The organism is Vreelandella vilamensis (assembly GCF_031451755.1).
Classification (GTDB): Bacteria; Pseudomonadota; Gammaproteobacteria; order Pseudomonadales; family Halomonadaceae; genus Vreelandella; species Vreelandella vilamensis.
In genome coordinates this window covers 122,264-140,861 of the sequence record NZ_JARWAN010000004.1, presented here as the reverse complement: position 1 = coordinate 140,861, position 18,598 = coordinate 122,264, and the positions used below count along the sequence as shown (strand labels likewise).

The following is an 18,598-nucleotide window of genomic DNA, read 5'->3' as shown; positions in this document are numbered from 1 at the left end:
CCGGTACGAGCCATCAATACACCCCCAGCGACTCCCCCATGCTGACCATCGTCGCGAGGGAGCGCTCTTCGAAATTGACCGGTTTGGCAAAGCACATCACCACCGTGGAGCCGAGCTTGAAACGGCCCATTTCAGCGCCTTTTTCCAGGGTGATCGGTTGGCCGAACTGTATGCGCTGAGGGTGACCGGAAAGCGGCGTGACCTGACCCGACCACACGGTTTCGATCGCCGCGACAATCATGGCCCCCACCAGCACCATCGCCATTGGGCCCTGTTCGGTATCAAAGATGCACACCAGCCGCTCGTTACGGGAAAATAGACCCGGCACATAGTTGGCCGTGGCCTGGTTGACCGAGAACAGCCGCCCAGGGACGTAAATCATTTCCCGCAGCGTTCCCGTGGTCGGCATATGCACCCGGTGATAGTCCTTGGGTGAGAGATACACCGTCGCAAAGCTGCCGCCGAGAAATTCTTCCGCCAGTACCGTGTCGCCGCCGAGCAGGGTTTGTGCGGAGTAGGTATGCCCCTTGGCTTGCACGAGTTGGCCAGCTTGGAGGCGGCCATACTGGGAAAGCGTGCCGTCGGCGGGGCTTGTAATGCCATCACCCATGGGGCGTGCATCGGCTTTCAGCGGACGAGTAAAAAAGTCGTTGAATGTCGCATACGCGGTGGGGTCGGGCTCCAGCGCTTGGCTCATATCCACGTTAAAACGCTGGATAAAGGCGTTGATCAGCGTATTTTTAAGCCACGGGATCTCGCTCTCAGCAAATTTACCCACCAAGCGGGAGAGGCCGTGATGGGGGAGCGGGTATTGCATTAACGCAAAGGCTTTCTGAGAAACAGTCACGGTGGTTTTATCACTTTTGGCTAGCGTTACTTTGCAGTTAATCGCGTTATTTCGCGGTTAATAGAATCATTTCTCGATCGGCGTGTCGTCGCGGTTGCCCCACTCACTCCAAGAGCCAGCATAGCCGCGCATGTTATAGCCCAGCGCCTTGCCCACCAACCAGGTGAAACTGCTGCGATGGTGGCTTTGGCAATGAGTGGCAATTTCCATCTCCGCGGTTAACCCCATGGCTTCCAGCTCGGTGACAAGCTCGGCGTAGTCACGGATGCGCAGGTGACGTTCGCGGTCCATTGCCTGGAGCCAATCCATATTGACCGCGCCCGGGATATGTCCCAGGTGCTTGTTGTTACCCATTTCACCGTTGTATTCGCCGCTTGAACGCGCATCCCAAATGGCGAACTGCTTATCGTCGAGACGCTCTTTAATCTCATCACATGTGATGCGCGCCTGCGGATTAAGCATCTCCGCATGGTACTCGCTCGGCGTCGAGGTCTCCGGTGCGGTGTTCTCAGGCATGCCCTCGCTACGCCACGCGTGAATGCCGCCGTTTAAGTAGGAGTAACGGGTATGCCCGATGAGCTCTAACGTCCACAAGAGCCTTGCCGCCCAGCCGCCGCCTTCGTCATCGTAGGCCACCACATGGGTATCGCGGGTCAGGCCAAGGGTGCTAAATAGCCGTGAGAGCGCCTCTATCTCGGGCACTTCATTGGGTACAGGCCAGCCGCCGTGCATCAGTTGACGAAAATCGAGAAAAATCGCGCCAGGGAGATGGCCTTCGTCGTAGCTTTCGGCATTAGCCGGCACATCAATAATCAACAAGTCCGGATGGTCAAGATGCTCGTAAAGCTGCTCGGGCTCGACAATCAGCGGTAATAGGTTGGTTTCTGAGCCGTGCTGGTCAGAGGATAGTGTAGCTGACATGGTGGAGCTCCTTTAACGATCGGTATCCAAGCTGGCGAGAATCCGCCGGTAGCTATCAAAACGTTGTGGATGAATCTTGCCTGCCTCCACGGCGTTGAGTAAAGCACAGCCCGGCTCGTTGATATGGCGGCAGTCGCGAAAGCGGCAGTGGCCCAGATAGGGGCGAAACTCGATAAACCCGTCGGTTACCGTCTCTTCGTCGAGGTGCGTTAGCCCAAATTCACGAATCCCCGGGGAGTCGATCAACTCGCCGTTGACTCCATTCTCGTGGTCTGCTTCGGTGTCATACAGGGTGTAAAGTCGTGCGGTGGTCGTGGTGTGCGTGCCTTTGCGCGACTCTTCTGAGAGCGCCCCAATGCGAAGGGTCTCTTGCGGCAGCAGACGATCAATCAGCGAGGATTTGCCTACCCCACTTTGCCCCACAAATACTGACGTTTGCCCGGTAAGCTGCTCGCGAAGCGTTGCCAACCCCGCCTCCGTCGCGGTGGTGGTGCGGACCACGGGATAGCCCAGTGCTTGGTAGCGCGCTAACAGCTCGCCCAGTTCGCCGTCGCCTTCCGGCAGCAGGTCAACCTTATTGAGTATCAGCACTGGGGCAATGCCCGTGGTTTCGGCCGCGACCAGATAGCGATCAATCAGGTTAGCGTGGGGAGATGGCTCGGTCGCGAAGACGATCAGGATTTGATCAATATTTGCCGCCACGGGTTTGAGCTGACCGCGTGCGTCGGGGCGGGTCAGCACACTTTCACGTTCGGTACGGGCGACCACAACCCCTGAGCCATCTTGGCCAGCACGCCAAATGACCCAGTCACCGGTCACCATTCCCTCAAGGTTGGCGCGCAAATGGCAACGCACGGGCGTACGCTCGGCATCTTGAACCTCCAAGGTGCGTCCAAAATGCGCGACTACACGTCCGGGCTGCTCGGCACCGTATTCCCCTGCGGCGAGTTTCTCCGATTCTTCTACCCCGCGCTTTTCAGCACGTTTTTCGCGTTCGGCTTGAATCTTCTCGACCCGCCAGCGCTGCTGTCGGCTTAGTTTACGTTTGCTCATGACCACCTGATCGTCGGTACCGCTTATCAGTACGTGTCGAGGAACACGTATTCAAAAGGGTATTCATAGGTACAATACTGACTATTGTACGGATTTTTGTTTTGTCGGTGGGGCTATTTGGCCGCTACCGCGCGAAAGGGGGAGTTGAGCATGAGCGAAACGCGCGCGCCACGCAAAGATTTGCTGGTCTGGATTGATCTAGAAATGACAGGCCTCGATCCAGAGAAAGAGCGCATCATCGAAGTGGCTACACTGATCACCGATGCTGATTTAAACGTCGTGGCAGAAGGGCCGGTGATCGCGGTGAAACAGCCGGACAGTCTTCTCGACGGCATGGATGAGTGGTGCACCAAGACGCACGGAGAGTCGGGACTCACGGCACGCGTTAAGGCGAGCCAAACCGATACTGCAAGCGCTGAGCGCGAAACGTTGGCGTTTTTGCAGCACTATGCGGTAGCAGGTTCATCGCCAATGTGCGGTAACAGCATTCATCAGGATCGGCGTTTCTTAGAGCGTGAAATGCCTGAGCTCTTGGCGTTTTTTCACTACCGCAATTTGGATGTGTCGACTCTTAAGGAGCTTGCTAAGCGTTGGAACCCCGGCGCCACGGCCGGCTTTAAAAAGCGCAATGTGCACTTGGCGATGGATGATATAAAAGAATCAATCGATGAGCTGGCGCATTATCGCAATACGTTCTTGCGCGTGGACGTTACCTCCGACGAGGAGGAGTGAGCGCTAGGCTGTGGCGATGCGGGCGTAACGTTTTTGGCACTGCTCGGCCAGCGCCCAGGCGACGTGCTCGCGCACCAAAGCATCGGGATAGGCGCGCCTAGCGAGCAGGGCGGCTTCGATGTTCTCGCTCCAAGGGGCATTGCCTAGTGCCACGGCAATATTGCGCAGCCAACGAGGATAGCCGATGCGGCGGATCGCGCTGCCGGCGGTTTTGTCCAGAAAGGCCTCTTCGCTCCAGGCGAAAAGGGTGAGTAGCTCAGCGCGATCAAGATCGTGGCGCGGGTGAAAATCGGCTTCCTGGGTTGGCTGGGTAAAGCGCGTGAAGGGGCAAAAGAGTTGGCAGTCGTCGCAGCCATAAATGCGGTTGCCCATGGCGCGGCGGTATTCAACCGGAATCGCCCCGTGTAGTTCAATGGTGAGATACGAGATGCACTTGCGCGAATCGACGACCTTGTCGGCCACGATCGCCCCGGTGGGGCAAGCGCGCTGGCAGGCGTCACAGCTGCCACAGTGCTCGTGCTCAAAAGGCGAGTCAATCGGTAGCGGTAGGTCGGTATAAAGCTCGCCGAGGAAAAACAGTGACCCCGCTTTGGGGGTGAGTAGCATGGCGTTTTTGCCAAACCAGCCGAGGCCGGCTTTTTGTGCTAAGGCACGCTCCATTACCGGGGCAGAATCGACAAAGGCGCGGTAACCAAAGGAGCCGGCCGTATGTTCAATTTTTTTGGCCAGCTGGGCTAAGCGTTTACGCATCAATTTGTGATAATCACGCCCTAGAGCATAGCGTGAAATATAGGCTCGTTCGGGCGTTTGGAGCTGGTGAATATTTTCGACCTCGGCGGGTAGGTAATCCATGCGCACGCTGATCACGCGCCGTGTACCAGGTTCCAATTCAGCCGGGCGAGTCCGTTTAGTGCCATGTTTGGCCATAAACCCCATTTCGCCGTGATGGCCGTGATCCAGCCATGTCGTCAGGTATTGCTCGTGGTCGGTAAGCTCGGTATCGGTAATTCCGACTTGCTGAAACCCCAGTTCGTCACCCCAACGTTTGATGTCATCAGCAAGACCTGCCAGCGTTTCGGTGGCAAGCGTCTCAGACTGGCTGATCAAAGAAGGGTGATCGGCACTGTGTTCGGGCTTGGCAGGATAGGATGCGCTAGAGTTGGGCATAATAGCGGTACAGCCGTAAACATGAGCACGCTATGCTAACGCTAACGTCATAGCATGCGAAAGGAGATTCCGTGAGCCTTTTACTATCGTCAACGCTCAGGCCGCTTTATACGGCCGAGCAAGTAGGTGAGTTAGATCGTCGTACCATCGCCAGCGGTATCGATGGTTTTGCCCTAATGCAGCGTGCAGCCTCAAGTGCTTGGCACAGCTTTCGCGCTCGCTGGCCGCAAGCGCGCGCCGTCAGCGTGCTTTGTGGCGGTGGCAATAACGGGGGAGATGGCCATGTGTTTGCCGCCTTAGCCGCACAGTCAGGGCTAAAGGTACAGCGCATCACGCTTAAGCCGATAGCGGAGCTCAAAGATGACGCGCGAAAAGCCGCTGAGCTCGCTACTGCCGCTGGTGTGGGCGACGAACCCTGGCACACCGATCTTGTGCTAAGCGGCGAAGTGATTGTTGATGCGTTGTTAGGCACCGGTTTGAACGGTGACGTGGCCGGGCGCTTTCGCGACGCAATTCAGGCTTTGAACGCCGCCGCAAAGCCGGTGTTGGCGATTGATATCCCGTCAGGGCTTGCCGCTGATACCGGGGCAGTGCTTGGAGTGGCCGTTCAGGCCGCGTGCACGGTGACCTTTATCGGTGACAAAATAGGTCTTCATACGGGCGAGGCGCCGGCGTATATAGGCGAGATTGACTTTCGCCCGCTAGGCGTGAAATCCCAGGCCTATTTCGATATTCCGCCGACGGCTTGGCGCTTAAACGAAAGCTTGTTAACAGAAGCGTTTAAGCCGCGCATGCGTACAGCACACAAGGGCGATATGGGCCATGTGTTGGTGTTGGGCGGCGCGCCGGGCTTTGGCGGTGCGGCATTATTAGCGTCTCAGGCGGCCGCGCGGCTTGGGGCGGGCAAGGTCAGTCTGGCGACAGCCCCCGAGCATGTGGTGGCAAGCCTTGTACGTTGCCCGGAGGTGATGGCCCACGGCGTACGGGGTGTGGCAGAGCTAGGTGAGTTGCCTGAGCAAAGTGATGTTGTGGTGGTAGGGCCGGGTCTTGGCCAAGGGGCATGGGGGCAGGCGATGCTACAAAGCGCATTGGATACCGATAAGCCACTCGTGATTGATGCCGATGGGCTCAACCTTTTAGCCAGCGACTGGGCTGATACCCGTCGCGATAACTGGGTGTTAACGCCGCACCCGGGCGAGGCCGCGCGGCTACTCGGTATCAGCCCTACAGAGGTGCAAGCTGACCGGCCCGCCGCGGCGCGCGCGCTGCAGCAACAGCGCGGTGGCACGGTTATCTTAAAAGGCGCCGGTACGCTGATTGCGGGGCCGAGGGGGCTTTTGGTTTGCCCGTATGGCAACCCAGGAATGGCCAGTGGCGGCATGGGCGATGTGCTAAGCGGTATGCTGGGGGCGCTAATAGCGCAGCGACGCGAAAATGAAGAGAGCGCTTGGCTGGCGACGCTGGTGCATGCGTTAGCCGCCGATGCGGGTGCTGCAAAACACGGTGAGCGTGGCTTGCTTGCCAGTGATCTGGCATCCTATGCAGGCTCATTAATCAATCCATGAGGTCTGCGCTTATGCAGGTGTCTTTGCCCAATGAAGAGTCACAGGTTGCTTTTGGTGAAACGCTGGGTCGCGTGTTTCAAGGGCGTGGACGTATTTACTTAGAAGGCGATTTGGGTGCGGGAAAAACCACGCTGACCCGAGGGGTATTGCGGGCGTATGGCTATCAAGGAGCGGTAAAAAGTCCGACCTATACGCTGATTGAGCCTTACGAACTTAACGGCCAGCGGCTTTATCATCTGGATTTATACCGCCTAGGGGATCCGGAGGAGCTGGAATTTATTGGCGGGCGCGATGTTTTAGATGATGAGGCCTTGTGTCTGGTTGAATGGCCAAGCCGTGGCGCTGGCTGGCTCCCAGAAGGTGATTTACGCATTCATTTGTCAGTGGCAGATAGTGGCCGTGTGGCGAGTATCAGTGCCGGAACTGAATGTGGGCAGCAGTGGCTTAGTGCGTTGGAAAGTGCGTTGGAAAAAATATGGGAGTCTTCGGTTGGGACACAATAGCGAGCAGTTATGACAAGGCGACTGGCAGATAGCCCAACCCGCGTATGGCGAAAGGTACTAGTCCTGGCGGTGCTGATCACTGTTAGTGCCGTAAGCCTTGGCGTGAAGGCAGCGAACGTTGAGAGCATGCGGCTTTGGGCAGCACCCGATCACGCACGGCTTGTGTTTGACCTTTCTGGAGCCGTTGAGGCGAATGTATTTCGCCTTGAGTCGCCCGCGCGACTGGTGATCGACATAGACTCAAGCCAGCTAGCAACTGATGCCAGTACGTTGCCGCTAGAGGGTAGTGCCATTTCGACCGTGAGAACAGGTAAGCGTAATGGCGATGATTTGCGCGTTGTGCTCGAACTTAACCGGGAGGTAGAACCGCGCCATTTTACACTGCCCCCTAACGACCAGTATGGCCACCGCTTGGTGGTGGATTTGGAATACCCCGGTGAAAATGCCATAGAAAATCCCATCGACCCGATTGAGTCGATGATTCGAGATCAGGAAATGGCGGCACAACGCGCGAGTACTCAGCGCGATATTGGTGATAGTACGTCGGCCGCACCCGAAAACACTACGGTGCAAAAAGCGCAACCGCATCCCAAGCGCGATATTATTATTGCCATCGACGCCGGCCACGGCGGTGAAGACCCCGGGGCAATTGGGCCTAGTGGCACCCGCGAAAAAGATATCGTGCTAGAAATCAGCCGACGCTTGGCCGATAGGGTCAATGCGACGCCCGGCTTTAAAGCGGTACTGATTCGCGACGGTGACTACTATATTGGCTTGCGTCAGCGCACCCAGCTTGCCCGCGAGCAAAAAGCCGACTTTTTTGTTTCTATTCATGCTGATGCGTTTTCCAGCCCGCGCCCACAAGGGAGTTCCGTTTATGCGCTGTCTCAACGTGGTGCTACATCCGAGACGGCTCAGTGGCTGGCTAACAGCGAAAACCGCGCTGATCTGATCGGGGGAGTCGATGGCAACCTTTCACTGCGCGATAAAGACCAAGTGCTTCGCGGTGTGCTATTGGATTTGACCATGACCGCTACGCTTAACGATTCGCTATCGATTGGCGGCCAAGTGCTGGATCAACTCGGCCGGGTGAATCGGCTGCATAAATCTCGCGTTGAGCAGGCAGGCTTTATGGTATTGAAATCACCCGATATCCCCTCATTACTGGTGGAAACAGGGTTTATTTCCAACCCGGATGAAGAGCGTCGTTTGAAAAGTGTGAGCCATCAAGAGCATATCGCTTCGGCGCTCCTTAACGGCATGAAAGGGCACTTTGAACGTCATCCGCCGCCGACTAGCCTGCTTGCCTGGCAGCGCGATAATCAACGCGGCTCACGCGGTGATGAGTACCGTATTCAGTCTGGGGATACGCTTTCAGCGATTGCCGTGCAGCACGGTGTGCCGGTGAGCCACCTGAAGCAGGCCAACGAGCTTAATGGCGACGTGATTCGTGTTGGTCAGGTATTGCGCATCCCTAATTCTTAAGGGGAATGAGCGTTTTTTGTTAACCGTTTTGAGGTGACTGTGTCCGAAACGACCGCCACTCGCGCGTCCCGTATTCATGTTCTCGACCCACGCCTAACCAACCAAATTGCCGCCGGTGAAGTGGTTGAACGGCCGGCATCGGTAACCAAAGAGTTGCTGGAAAACGCCATTGACGCGGGAAGCCGGCGTATTGAGTTAGACGTTGAGCAAGGCGGCGCCCGGTTGATTAAAGTGCGTGATGACGGCGTGGGTATTGGGGAGGAGGACTTGCCCTTAGCGCTTGCGCGTCATGCGACCAGTAAAATTGAAAGCCTGGAAGATTTAGAAGGCGTTAATTCGCTAGGTTTTCGCGGTGAAGCACTGGCATCGATTAGCTCGGTGTCGCGCTTGGAGTTGATTTCCAACGCCTCAGATGACCCGCGCGACGGCTGGCGCGTGGTGGCGGAAGGACGCAGTATGGAGGCTCGCGTTACGCCCGCACCGCATCCGCGAGGGACCAGCGTAAGCGTACGTGATCTTTTTTTTAATACGCCGGCGAGGCGTAAGTTCTTGCGGGCGGAAAAAACTGAATTTGCTCATGTTGAGGAAGCTTTTCGTCGACAGGCGCTTTCTCGTTATGATATCGCCTGGGTATTGCGGCACAACCAAAAAACCGTACATCAACTCCCTCCGGGGGATTCCCCAGCGGCCCGTGAGCGACGCATTGCGTCGCTGTTAGGTAAAAACTTTATTGAGCATGCCCGCTTTATCGAGCGCGAGGCAGGGGCGCTGCGACTATCAGGTTGGGTAGGGTTGCCCACGCATTCGCGCGCCCAAGCGGATCAGCAGTACTTTTTTGTTAATGGGCGCGTAGTGCGTGACCGCTTAGTGGCGCACGCCGTACGCCAGGCTTACCGTGACGTGCTCTACAACGGTCGCCACCCGGTGTTTGTGCTCTACCTGGACTTGGACCCCGACGTCGTTGACGTTAATGTACACCCGACCAAGCATGAAGTGCGTTTTCGTGATGGACGTATGGTGCATGATTTTTTGTACTCCAGTTTGCACCACTGTTTGGCGCATACGCAGCCGACTGCCGAGAACTCAATAGAAGAAGATGGTGGCTCGCCCTCCGCCCCCGAGCAGGCGCAAGAGACAAGTATCCCGTTAGCTTCAGCATCAGCATCAGCGCCATCGCCTCGCTGGGAGCAGCAGGGTATTGCGCTAACACCTGAGTCAGATCGGCATCCAGGGGCCGCGCGGGTTCGCCGCTTCATGCAAGGCTATCAGGCTCTCCATCCCGATCACGAAAAGACACTGCTGACGCCTCAATCAACGACAGCCCCATCGACAGCTGAAGTAGGTTCACCTAATACTGTACGCGAGGTGGCGGTATCTCCCAATATGCCAGCTTATGACCCCGCGGCTGCGCCGCCACTGGGCTACGCGTTAGGGCAGCTGCACGGGGTGTATATTTTGGCGCAAAATCGGGATGGCCTCGTGCTAGTGGATATGCACGCGGCTCATGAACGCATTGTCTATGAGCGAATGAAACACCAGTGGGCGCAAAACGGCATAGACACCCAGCCGCTGCTTGTTCCAGTGTCACTTGCGGCTAGCCGCGCGGAAGTGGCAACGGTGGAGAGTGAATTCGCGGCTATCGCCAAGCTTGGAGTGGAACTGGACATCGCCGGGCCCGACACGCTGCTGGTAAGGCAGCTCCCGGCGCTTCTCGCGCAGGCCGACCCTGAGCCACTTGTGCGTTCGCTATTGGAAGAGCTGGCGCATTTTGGTCGATCCCAGCAGGTTGAAGCACGGATTCATACGCTACTTTCCACCATGGCGTGCCACGGAAGCGTCAGAGCAAATCGTCGCCTCACGCTCGACGAAATGAACGCATTATTGCGTGACATGGAGCGCACCGAGCGAAGTGATCAGTGCAACCATGGCCGCCCCACCTGGACGCAGATGGATATGAAAGCGCTGGATAAACTGTTTTTACGTGGGCAATGACCCTGGGAGCCGCGTTTAGCGATGAGTGATTCTCGCCCTTTGGCCATCTTTCTCATGGGGCCGACCGCCGCGGGTAAAACGGATGCCGCCATTGCGCTACACGAACGCTTAGGCTGTGAGTTAATAAGCGTCGATTCCGCCATGGTGTATCGCGGCATGGATATTGGCAGTGCCAAGCCCAGCGCTTTGGAACTAAAGCGTGCGCCGCACCGTCTTATCGATATCCGTGACCCAGCGAGTCCGTATTCAGCGGCGGATTTTCGCCAAGATGCGCTCAACGAGATGCGGCAAATTAGCGCGGCAGGAAAGGTACCGCTGCTGGTGGGTGGCACCATGCTCTATTTCAAGCAGTTGGTAGAAGGCGTGGGAAACCTGCCTGCTGCATCCGCTAAGATTCGTGCATGGCTAGGACAGCGCTGGCAAGAGGAGGGGCTTTGTGCTCTGCATCGCGCCTTGGCGGAAGTTGACCCCGACGCGGGTCAAAGGATACACCCTAACGACCCGCAGCGAATTCTGCGTGCGTTAGAAGTGTATTACGCCAGCGGGCGGCCAATGAGTGAGCTCTGGGCCGAGCAGGAGGTTTTGCCCTTTCCTTGGCGCGTCGTGTCGTTGGCGCTGGCGCCGGCACACCGCGAGATATTGCACCAACGCATTGCGCAGCGCTTTGCCTTAATGCTAGAAGAAGGGCTGATTGATGAAGTCGCCACCCTCAAGCAGCGCGAAGATTTGCATTTGGGGTTGCCAGCGATGAGAAGCGTTGGCTACCGTCAAGTGTGGGAGTACTTAGATGGTGAGATGGATCGCGCGGCGCTTTTAGAACGCGGTGTCATTGCCACTCGCCAGCTGGCTAAGCGTCAACTTACTTGGCTAAGGCGCTGGAAAGACTTGCGCTGGGTTGATTCTCAACAAGCGGATGCACTAGATAACGTATTGAAACTCGTGCGTGAAAGCGGTGCTTAGCGTAAGATAGTTTATTCATAGCAAATGTTTTCGAGCGGCCGGCTTAGCCGACCTTTCGGGTAACAAGATCAACCAACCCCAACGACAGTTTTAGGGAGAGTAACATGTCCAAAGGGCAGTCCCTTCAAGATCCATATTTGAATATTTTGCGCAAGGAGCGCATTCCGGTCTCCATCTTTTTGGTGAACGGTATTAAGCTGCAGGGCCAGATTGAGTCATTTGACCAGTTTGTGATTCTGCTACGTAACACCGTCAGTCAGATGGTTTATAAACATGCCATTTCTACCGTGGTGCCATCTCGTAATGTGCGTTTGCCTGCCCAAGACCCGGCAGCGGCGGATGCTGAGATTTAACACCACGTGAAAAGGTAAAACAGTCCATGAGGTATTGATTGTTTTTTGAGCGCCCCGATGCCGGTGAAACGGCAATACTCGTGCACGTCGACTTTCATGATGAGCGCGAGCGTGAAGACGCTGGTGAGTTTCTTGAGCTTGTGCGTTCTGCTGGTGCAGTGCCGGCGACGTTACTTACCGCAAGTCGTCAACGCCCCGATTCGAGAACGTTTATCGGCTCAGGCAAGCTTGAGGAGCTGCGAGCGATGCTTGCGGCTCATCAAGCCGAGCTTGTGATATTTAATCACGGCTTAAGCCCATCGCAAGAGCGTAATCTGGAGCACGAGCTTAAATGTCGTGTACTGGATCGTACCGGATTGATTCTGGATATTTTTGCGCAGCGGGCTCGAACACACGAAGGCAAGCTGCAGGTTGAACTTGCCCAGCTAGAATATATGTCGACGCGCCTGGTGAGGGGCTGGACACACTTAGAGCGGCAAAAAGGCGGGATTGGCCTTCGCGGTCCGGGTGAAACCCAGCTGGAAACCGATCGTCGTCTGCTTCGCGCGCGGATTAAAGCGATCCATAAACGCCTCGATAAAGTGCGCAGCCAGCGTGAGCAGAATCGACGGGCGCGTTCTCGTGCCGAGATACCCAGTATTTCGCTCGTGGGTTATACCAACGCAGGCAAATCAACGCTGTTCAATTCACTGACCAATGCGAAGGTGTATGCAGCGGATCAACTTTTTGCCACGCTAGACCCCACGCTGAGACGCATGGAAATCGATGATGTCGGCCCGGTTGTGATGGCTGATACCGTAGGGTTTATTCGCCACTTGCCCCACAAGTTGGTCGAGGCTTTTCAAGCGACCTTGCAGGAAGCTGCTGATGCTTCATTGTTGGTGCATGTCATTGATGCCGCCGATCCTGACCGTGACATGAACGTTGAGCAAGTTGAGCGCGTACTAAAAGAGATTGGTGCTGACGACGTACCCATGCTCAAGGTCATGAATAAAATTGATCAGTTAGATAGTGCGCCGCGTATTGAACGCGACGGCAACGGCATGCCTGAGGTGGTCTGGGTGTCGGCGCAAGAACAGCATGGATTGGATTTACTGGAGCAAGCGTTTAGCGAGCGTCTTGCCGATGATGTTATTGATTTTTCCATGACACTGGACCCCGAGCAAGGCAAGTTGCGTGCAGGATTGCATGAGCTTAACGCCGTGCGCGAAGAGTCTTTTGACGAGCAAGGGCGTTCAGTGTTGGAGGTACGCTTGCCTCGACGAGATTTTAATCAGTTGATGGCTCAGCTTGGCGAGCGCGCTAACACGTATTTACCTGAAATATTACGAGAGCCAGCAGAATGGTAAATCATATTTATATTGTATCTTGTGATGGATTTGTATAGGTTTTGCAGCAATAATATCGATGAGCATAGCGGCTCAATAAGGTCGCAAGTGCAGCTGAACACCTGAGTGGAGAGAATGTATGGCCTGGAATGAGCCCGGTGGTGGCAACCAGCACGACCCATGGAGTGGCGGTGGCCGACGCGGTGGGGGAAGCGACGGCGGCGGCAACCGTGGAGGTAATAACGGAGGTAACAACCAAGGGCCTCCGGATCTTGACGAAGCGCTGAAGAAATTTCAGGACAAGCTCAACGGCATGCTGGGCGGTAAAGGGAAAAAAGGCAGCGGCGGCGGTGGTAAAAAAGGCGGCGGTAGTAATAAGCCGCGTAACATTTTTGCCTTGCCGGGCTTGCTTATTATTATTGCGTTGGCGATTTGGGCAGCCTCAGGTTTTTATCTGGTGGATCAGTCCGAGCGCGGGGTGGTACTGCGTTTTGGTAAATTCCAAGAAATTGTAACGCCCGGCTTGCAATGGAATCCGCCGTTAGTCGATGACGTGCGCATGGTGAATGTCACACGAGTGCGTTCGATAACGCAAACACAGTCAATGCTGACTCGCGATGAGAACATCGTTGAAGTGGAAATTTCGGCACAGTATCAAGTGGCGAATCCAAGCGATTTCGTGCTTAACCTGCGCAACCCGAACCTTTCTATTGAGAATGCACTCGATTCTTCCTTGCGCCATGTTGTCGGGGGAACCGACATGATTGAAATCCTGACATCTGGGCGTGAAATTTTAGGCAGCTCTGTGGCGAGCCGTCTACAGTCATACCTTGATAACTATGGTGCTGGTATTCGTCTACAGACGATCAACATTGAGTCAACATCCGCGCCAGAGCCGGTTATTGACGCTTTTGATGATGTTATCCGCGCTCGTGAAGATCGCCAGCGCACAATTAACCAAGGTATCGCCTACGCCAATGCGATAATCCCTGAAGCTCAAGGTCAAGCGCAGCGTATCGTTGAACAAGGGCAGGGGTATCGCGAATCTGTTGTGGCAGAAGCGCAAGGTCAAGCCAACCGCTTTAATTCGCTGTTAAGTGAGTATCAAAACTCACCCGACATCATGCGCGAGCGTATGTACCTTGATGCCGTCGAAGAAGTCTTTGGTGGAACGCCAAAAGTATTGCTGGACGTAAGCGAAAACGCCCCGCTAATGTACCTGCCGCTGGATCAAATGCGCGGTAGCAGTGGTGGCAGTGCCTCTACGCAGAACAGTGATAATATCGATCCGCGCGTACTCAACCGCTTAAGTAGTGGTCAAAGTAGCCAAAATAGCAGTGGGTCATCTTCAAACAGTAGCAATTCCATTCGCAGGGAGGGCCGGTAAATGATTAATAATCGATCCCTGCTGATCGTTGGTGGCTTGGCGGCAGTCGCCTGGTTGGCCAGCAACAGTTTGTACGTTGTGGATGAAACCGAGCGAGCGGTAAAACTTCGCTTTGGTGAAGTCATCGAAGAAAACATCCAGCCCGGTCTGCATGTGAAAGTGCCGATCACACAGACAGTGCGTAATTTTGATACGCGCTTGCTGACGCTGGATACCGACACGAGTCGTTACCTTACGCTGGAGCAAAAGGCGGTTATCGTCGACTCCTACGTTCAGTGGCAAGTCGTTAACCCGACGCGCTACTATGAGGCTACGTCGGGCGATGAGATGATTGCTGTTCGCCTTATTCAGCCGCGGGTAGACGAAAGCCTGCGTAATGAGTTTGGTCGTCTGAATCTTCAGGAAATCATTTCCGAACGGCGTGATGACTTAATGACAGGGCCGACCCAAGAGCTCGACGAACTCATGCGCGAAGAGCTGGGTGTTGCGATACGCGATATTCGTATCAAACGGATTGATCTTCCCCAAGATGTTTCTGCCGCCGTATTTGAGCGGATGCGTTCAGAGCGTGAGCGGGAGGCGCGTGAGTGGCGGGCGCAAGGTGAAGAAGAAGCGGAGCGTATTCGCGCGAATGCGGACCGTCGCCGTCAAGTTCTTCTTGCCCAGGCTAACGAGCGATCTGAAACATTACGTGGTGAAGGGGATGCCCAGGCTGCCTCCATCTTCTCGCAAGCGTACGGCCAAGATCCCGAGTTCTTCTCGTTCTGGCGTAGCTTAAATGCCTACCGTAAAAGCTTCGCGGATGATGGCAACCTATTGGTGCTAGAGCCAGACAGTGAGTTTTTCCGCTACCTTCGCAGCGCGTCTCCAGACCGCAATGCCGAGTAGTGTGACGTAGTTGTGTCAGCGCCGGATGGGCCTTGAACACGGGGTTCATCCGGGCGGCAAACATGGTAGACTTTATTAACCGGGCGTTGCCCGGTTTTTTTGTGGCCCGGTTTCTGTGGCTTAGACGTTGTGACTCAGGCTTTTGTGGCCCGTTTTTTGTCGTCTGATTTTTGTCGATAGTACCGTAGGCTTTTATTGTCGTCTCGCAGGATTGCTTATATGACCATCGCTGACCGCTGGCTATTGCCCGACGGCATGGATGAGGTGTTACCGCCTCAGGCAAGCCGTATGGAAGAGTTGCGCCGTACGCTGCTGGATCTCTATCACGGCTGGGGGTATGACCAAGTCATGCCGCCCCCTATAGAGTTTCTCGATTCGCTGTTAACGGGCACGGGCACGGACCTTGACTTGCAAACGTTTAAACTCACTGACCAACTGACTGGCAGGATGATGGGCGCTAGTGCCGATGTGACGCCACAAGTGGCGCGCATGGATGCTCATTCGCTGCGGCGCGAAGGGCCGGTAAGGCTTTGTTATTGTACCAACGTGCTACGTGCTAAAGCGGATCAGTATCAGGGGGGGCGTAGCCCGGTACAGGTTGGTGTTGAACTGTTTGGTCACGCAGGCTTAGAGGCTGACAGCGAGATAATTCACCTTGCGTTGACGAGCCTGGCTGCGTCAGGCGCGCGCGAAATCCACCTCGCGCTTGGGCATATCGGCATCTACCGTAGCCTGGTTGAGGCGGCAAAGCTTAACCATGATCAAGAACGTGCGCTGTTTAATGCGTTGGCGTTAAAATCGCCTGGCGCACTCGCTGATCAGGTGAGTGCCAGCATTTCAGATCCGGCGTTGGCTACCATGTTTAATGCGCTGAACGAGCTGCACGGAGATGTCAGAGTATTACATCAGGCGCGTGACGTCTTTGCTGGTGCCCCGGTATCGGTTAAAACCGCACTTGATGAGTTAGATGCGCTCTATCAAGGCGTGCTAGCGAATTTTGAAGTGGACCTTTACGTGGATTTGGCTGAACTTCGCGGTTACGAATATCACACGGGTATGATGTTTGCCGCCTATGTTCCGGGTTACGGTCAAGCGCTCGCAAAAGGTGGCCGTTACGATGATACGGGGAGAGCCTTTGGGCGTGCACGTCCAGCAACAGGGTTTTCAATGGATCTGAAACAGCTTGCTTCCCTTAACCAGGCGTCAGCGGAAAAGGGCGCTATCTGGGCGCCATCACAGACAGATGAAGCGCTCATCTTGGCGATTGCCAAATTGCGCGCGCAGGGTGAACGTGTAGTACAGGCGCTGCCAGGGCAGCGTACCGGGCCGGCGGAGCACGGGTGTGACCGCCGACTTGAGTTTATCGACGGTCGTTGGCAGCCAACGACACTGGCACAAGAGACGAGAGCATAATGGGCAAGAATGTCGTAGTACTTGGTACCCAATGGGGTGACGAAGGTAAAGGAAAAATTGTTGACCTGTTGACAGAGTCAGCGTCCGCGGTCGTCCGTTTTCAAGGGGGGCACAATGCCGGTCATACACTGGTGATTGACGGAGAAAAAACCGTTCTTCACTTGATTCCCTCCGGTATCCTGCGCCCTGACAAAATCTGCGTTATTGGCAACGGTGTGGTGCTCTCACCAGAAGCGCTGATGAAAGAAATCCGTGAGCTAGAAGACAAAGGCGTTCCGGTACGTCAGCGATTGCGTCTCTCACCTGCCTGTCCGTTGATTTTGCCTTATCACGTACGTCTTGATCAGGCGCGGGAAAAAGCGCGCGGTGTGGCGAAGATTGGCACCACCGGCCGCGGTATTGGCCCTGCCTATGAAGATAAAGTGGCGCGTCGTGGCTTACGTTTGGGCGATATGATGCACCGCGAACGCTTTGCTTCCAAGCTAGGTGAGGTATTGGACTACCACAACTTTGTGTTGACCCATTATCACGGCGAAGCTGCGGTAGACTTCCAAGAAGTGCTCGATGGCGCTATGCAAATGGCAGAAGAGTTGCGTCCGATGGTGGGTGATACCGTAGGGCTTGTGCATAGCCTGCGCAAAGAAGGTGAGAATATCCTATTTGAGGGCGCGCAAGGCTCTCTACTTGATATCGACCACGGCACGTATCCTTTTGTGACCAGCTCCAACACCACCGCGGGTGGTACCGCAACCGGTTCTGGTGTCGGGCCGCTGTATCTGGACTACGTACTGGGGATCACCAAAGCGTACACTACGCGCGTGGGCTCTGGCCCGTTCCCGACCGAGCTCTTTGACGATCACGGTCGCCACTTAGCTGAGAGAGGCCATGAATTTGGTGCTACCACCGGGCGTCCGCGTCGTTGTGGTTGGTTTGACGCCGTGGCACTGCGTCATGCGGTGCAGATCAACTCAGTGTCTGGGATATGCTTAACCAAGCTTGACGTGCTTGATGGGCTTGAAAATATCCGTGTTTGTGTCGGTTATCGCAGCAAAGACGGCGATGTATTGGACACTCCGGTGGATTCTGAAGGTTATGAAGCCATTGAGCCGCTCTACACTGACTTGCCAGGGTGGAAAGAGTCCACTCTGGGAGTTAAGCGCGTGGAAGATTTGCCTGCCAATGCGCGCTCCTATATCAGCTTCTTAGAAGAGCAGGTGGGGACCAGTATCGATATTATTTCCACCGGTCCGGACCGTATGGAGACTATCGTGCTACGTAACCCCTTCGACGAAAAAGCGCTCGACAAGGGGTAAGCTCGCCTCAGTAGTCGATGCCGCGCCGTGCCTGAATTCCGTTATTGAAGGCATGGCGCACTTCCTGCATTTCCGTCACCGTATCGGCCATCGCCATCAGGTCCCTGTGGGCGTTGCGCCCGGTAATAATGACTGTCTGCTCGTGCGGGCGGTTTTTTAGTGCTTGTTTGACTGCCTCAATATCCAAATAGCCAAACTTCAGCATGTAGGTGATCTCATCAAGCACCACGAGATAAACGTTGGGGTCTGACAGCATACGGGCGGCCTCTTGCCAAACCTCTTGGCAAGCGCGGGTGTCTTCTTCGCGATTCTGTGTATCCCAAGTAAAGCCTGTTGCCATGATCGCTACCTGGAGGTTGGCATCGTCTTCTAAACGATTGCGTTCACCGCATTCCCACAAGCCTTTAATGAATTGCACCACGCCAACGTTGTAGCCATAGCCTAACGCGCGCGTGACAGTCCCCCAGGCCGCCGTGGTCTTGCCTTTGCCATTGCCGGTATTAACGAGCAATAACCCACGCTGCTCTGTCGCATTAGCGACTTTTTCATCGACGTGGGTTTTGAGTTTTTGCATCGAAGTCTTATGGCGCGAATCGCGATCGCTCATTCTTTTGCTCCTGAGTCTGAAAATTGGCGCTCAGTATGCAACAGAGCACATTGAAAATGCATCCTAATAGATAAGTTTTGTATA

At 55.3% G+C, this 18,598-nt stretch carries 17 protein-coding genes; 12 read left to right on the top strand and 5 right to left on the bottom strand.

Annotated features, from left to right (window positions below):
• Positions 1–13 precede the first annotated feature (13 nt).
• The 3 genes from asd to rsgA all read right to left on the bottom strand — a co-directional run bounded on the left by asd (position 14) and on the right by rsgA (position 2,821).
• Positions 14–847, bottom strand: coding sequence for an archaetidylserine decarboxylase (asd, locus tag QC823_RS03960; RefSeq protein WP_309655054.1), 834 nt, complete (start codon positions 845–847; stop codon positions 14–16).
• Between the two features lie 66 nt (positions 848–913).
• Positions 914–1,768 (bottom strand): sulfurtransferase, encoded by an 855-nt coding sequence (locus QC823_RS03955; RefSeq protein ID WP_309655053.1) that lies wholly within the window; start codon positions 1,766–1,768, stop codon positions 914–916.
• A gap of 12 nt (positions 1,769–1,780) precedes the next feature.
• Positions 1,781–2,821, bottom strand: a complete 1,041-nt coding sequence (gene rsgA / locus QC823_RS03950; protein WP_309655052.1) for a small ribosomal subunit biogenesis GTPase RsgA — start codon at positions 2,819–2,821, stop codon at positions 1,781–1,783.
• Between the two features lie 150 nt (positions 2,822–2,971).
• Here rsgA and orn point away from each other — a divergent pair, with 150 nt between their 5' ends.
• Positions 2,972–3,553 (top strand): oligoribonuclease, encoded by a 582-nt coding sequence (gene orn / locus QC823_RS03945; RefSeq protein WP_309655051.1) that lies wholly within the window; start codon positions 2,972–2,974, stop codon positions 3,551–3,553.
• Positions 3,554–3,556: 3 nt separating this feature from the next.
• Here orn and queG read toward each other — a convergent pair whose 3' ends face one another.
• Positions 3,557–4,720, bottom strand: coding sequence for a tRNA epoxyqueuosine(34) reductase QueG (gene queG / locus QC823_RS03940; protein ID WP_309655050.1), 1,164 nt, complete (start codon positions 4,718–4,720; stop codon positions 3,557–3,559).
• A 71-nt stretch (positions 4,721–4,791) separates the two neighbouring features.
• Here queG and QC823_RS03935 point away from each other — a divergent pair, with 71 nt between their 5' ends.
• The 11 genes from QC823_RS03935 (at position 4,792) to QC823_RS03885 (ending at position 17,907) form a co-directional block, all read left to right on the top strand.
• The gene (locus QC823_RS03935) at positions 4,792–6,285 is read left to right on the top strand and encodes an NAD(P)H-hydrate dehydratase (RefSeq protein WP_309655049.1); all 1,494 of its coding nucleotides are present in this window, start codon (positions 4,792–4,794) and stop codon (positions 6,283–6,285) included.
• 11 nt (positions 6,286–6,296) lie between these two features.
• Positions 6,297–6,788, top strand: coding sequence for a tRNA (adenosine(37)-N6)-threonylcarbamoyltransferase complex ATPase subunit type 1 TsaE (gene tsaE, locus QC823_RS03930; RefSeq protein WP_309655048.1), 492 nt, complete (start codon positions 6,297–6,299; stop codon positions 6,786–6,788).
• 9 nt (positions 6,789–6,797) lie between these two features.
• Complete coding sequence (locus QC823_RS03925) at positions 6,798–8,273, top strand: N-acetylmuramoyl-L-alanine amidase (RefSeq protein WP_422823574.1); 1,476 nt, start codon at positions 6,798–6,800, stop codon at positions 8,271–8,273.
• A 39-nt stretch (positions 8,274–8,312) separates the two neighbouring features.
• Positions 8,313–10,265: a DNA mismatch repair endonuclease MutL gene (mutL, locus tag QC823_RS03920; RefSeq protein ID WP_309655047.1), complete on the top strand. Its 1,953-nt coding sequence runs from the start codon at positions 8,313–8,315 to the stop codon at positions 10,263–10,265.
• A 21-nt stretch (positions 10,266–10,286) separates the two neighbouring features.
• A complete protein-coding gene (gene miaA / locus QC823_RS03915; RefSeq protein ID WP_309655046.1) occupies positions 10,287–11,225 on the top strand; it encodes a tRNA (adenosine(37)-N6)-dimethylallyltransferase MiaA in 939 nt (312 codons plus the stop codon).
• A gap of 104 nt (positions 11,226–11,329) precedes the next feature.
• Positions 11,330–11,578 (top strand): RNA chaperone Hfq, encoded by a 249-nt coding sequence (hfq, locus tag QC823_RS03910; protein WP_179928624.1) that lies wholly within the window; start codon positions 11,330–11,332, stop codon positions 11,576–11,578.
• 38 nt (positions 11,579–11,616) lie between these two features.
• The gene (gene hflX / locus QC823_RS03905) at positions 11,617–12,927 is read left to right on the top strand and encodes a ribosome rescue GTPase HflX (protein ID WP_309655045.1); all 1,311 of its coding nucleotides are present in this window, start codon (positions 11,617–11,619) and stop codon (positions 12,925–12,927) included.
• Between the two features lie 118 nt (positions 12,928–13,045).
• Positions 13,046–14,293: an FtsH protease activity modulator HflK gene (gene hflK / locus QC823_RS03900; RefSeq protein WP_309655044.1), complete on the top strand. Its 1,248-nt coding sequence runs from the start codon at positions 13,046–13,048 to the stop codon at positions 14,291–14,293.
• Positions 14,294–15,181 (top strand): protease modulator HflC, encoded by an 888-nt coding sequence (hflC, locus tag QC823_RS03895; protein WP_309655043.1) that lies wholly within the window; start codon positions 14,294–14,296, stop codon positions 15,179–15,181. It abuts the gene before it with no gap.
• Positions 15,182–15,400: 219 nt separating this feature from the next.
• A complete protein-coding gene (locus QC823_RS03890; RefSeq protein WP_309655042.1) occupies positions 15,401–16,594 on the top strand; it encodes an ATP phosphoribosyltransferase regulatory subunit in 1,194 nt (397 codons plus the stop codon).
• Positions 16,594–17,907, top strand: a complete 1,314-nt coding sequence (locus QC823_RS03885) for an adenylosuccinate synthase (RefSeq protein ID WP_309655041.1) — start codon at positions 16,594–16,596, stop codon at positions 17,905–17,907. The genes QC823_RS03890 and QC823_RS03885 overlap by 1 nt, the downstream gene beginning before the upstream one ends.
• Before the next feature lie 7 nt (positions 17,908–17,914).
• On the opposite strand, the gene cobO is transcribed toward QC823_RS03885, so the two are convergent.
• Positions 17,915–18,514: a cob(I)yrinic acid a,c-diamide adenosyltransferase gene (cobO, locus tag QC823_RS03880; RefSeq protein ID WP_309655040.1), complete on the bottom strand. Its 600-nt coding sequence runs from the start codon at positions 18,512–18,514 to the stop codon at positions 17,915–17,917.
• Positions 18,515–18,598 lie beyond the last annotated feature (84 nt).